General features: G+C 76.6%; 1 protein-coding gene. It reads left to right on the top strand.

Annotated features, from left to right (window positions below):
- The coding region (locus AOK18_RS30025; RefSeq protein ID WP_055696338.1) for a nucleoside hydrolase at positions 1 to 876 on the top strand (876 nt) is incomplete at its 5' end.
- Between the last annotated feature and the right edge of the window lie 141 nt (positions 877 to 1,017).

The raw sequence follows: 1,017 nt of genomic DNA, 5'->3' as shown, positions 1-1,017 counted from the left end.
ACGGCGGGCGCGCCCGCCGTGCCCGTCGCGCGGGGTGCCGGGCGCCCGTTGATCGAGGCCCCGCGCCCCGCGTCCCACGTGCACGGCCACGACGGGATGGGCGACCTCGGCCTGCCCGCTCCGCGGCGCGCCCCCGCCGACGTGGACGCGGTGACCCTGCTGCACCGCGAGATCCTCGCCTCCCCACGCCCGGTCACCCTGGTGCCCATCGCCCCGCTGACCAACATCGCCCTGCTGCTGCGGACGCATCCCGAGGTCACCCGCAACATCGAGCGGATCGTCTTCATGGGCGGCGCGGCGGGCGCCGGGAACGCCACCCCGGTCGCCGAGTTCAACGTCTGGCACGACCCGGAGGCCGCCGCGATCCTGCTCACCGCCGGGGTGCCGATCACGATGTACGGCCTGGACGTGTTCAACCGGGTCGTCGTCCCGGCGGCCGAGGTGCACAGGCTGCGCGCGAGCACCGAACCGGGCGCCCGGCTGGCCGGCGACCTGCTCGCCCACCGTCCCGCGGCCCCGGGCACCACCGCCGGCGGCACCGGCGGCACCGCCGTCCGCGCCTCCGCCGGGGGCCCCGACGGGCCCGGCGAGGCGGCGGGCGGACTCGGCGACGCGGGCGCGCTGTGCGCGGTCGTCGACCCGCGGGGCCTGACCACCCACCGGCTCCCCGTCGAGGTCTCCCTGGCTCCCGGTCCGGCCCGCGGCCAGACCGTCGTCGACCGCCGCTCCCGCATCGGCGAGTCCGAACTCCACGAGGGCACGCGCGAGCAGGCCCTGGTGGACGTGGGGCTGGAGGTGGACGTCCCGCGCTACGTGAAGCTCTACCTGGAGACCGTCGGGGCGGGCGGAGAGGGCGGAACGGGCGGAACCGGCTGAAACGCCGGGTCCGGAAACCGGCCGACCCCACCGCTTCGCCTACTTCCGGGGTGTTTTGGACAGATTCAGGCTGTCACCCGTAGGCACCGGACACCGCAGGAGACCGCGTGACCGACCGCACCGACAGCCCCACCCCCCGGC

This window comes from Streptomyces prasinopilosus (assembly GCF_001419695.1).
GTDB classification, from domain to species: Bacteria; Actinomycetota; Actinomycetes; order Streptomycetales; family Streptomycetaceae; genus Streptomyces; species Streptomyces prasinopilosus.
Note: the sequence above shows the minus strand (reverse complement) of the source record. Positions and strands in the feature narration are given on the sequence as shown.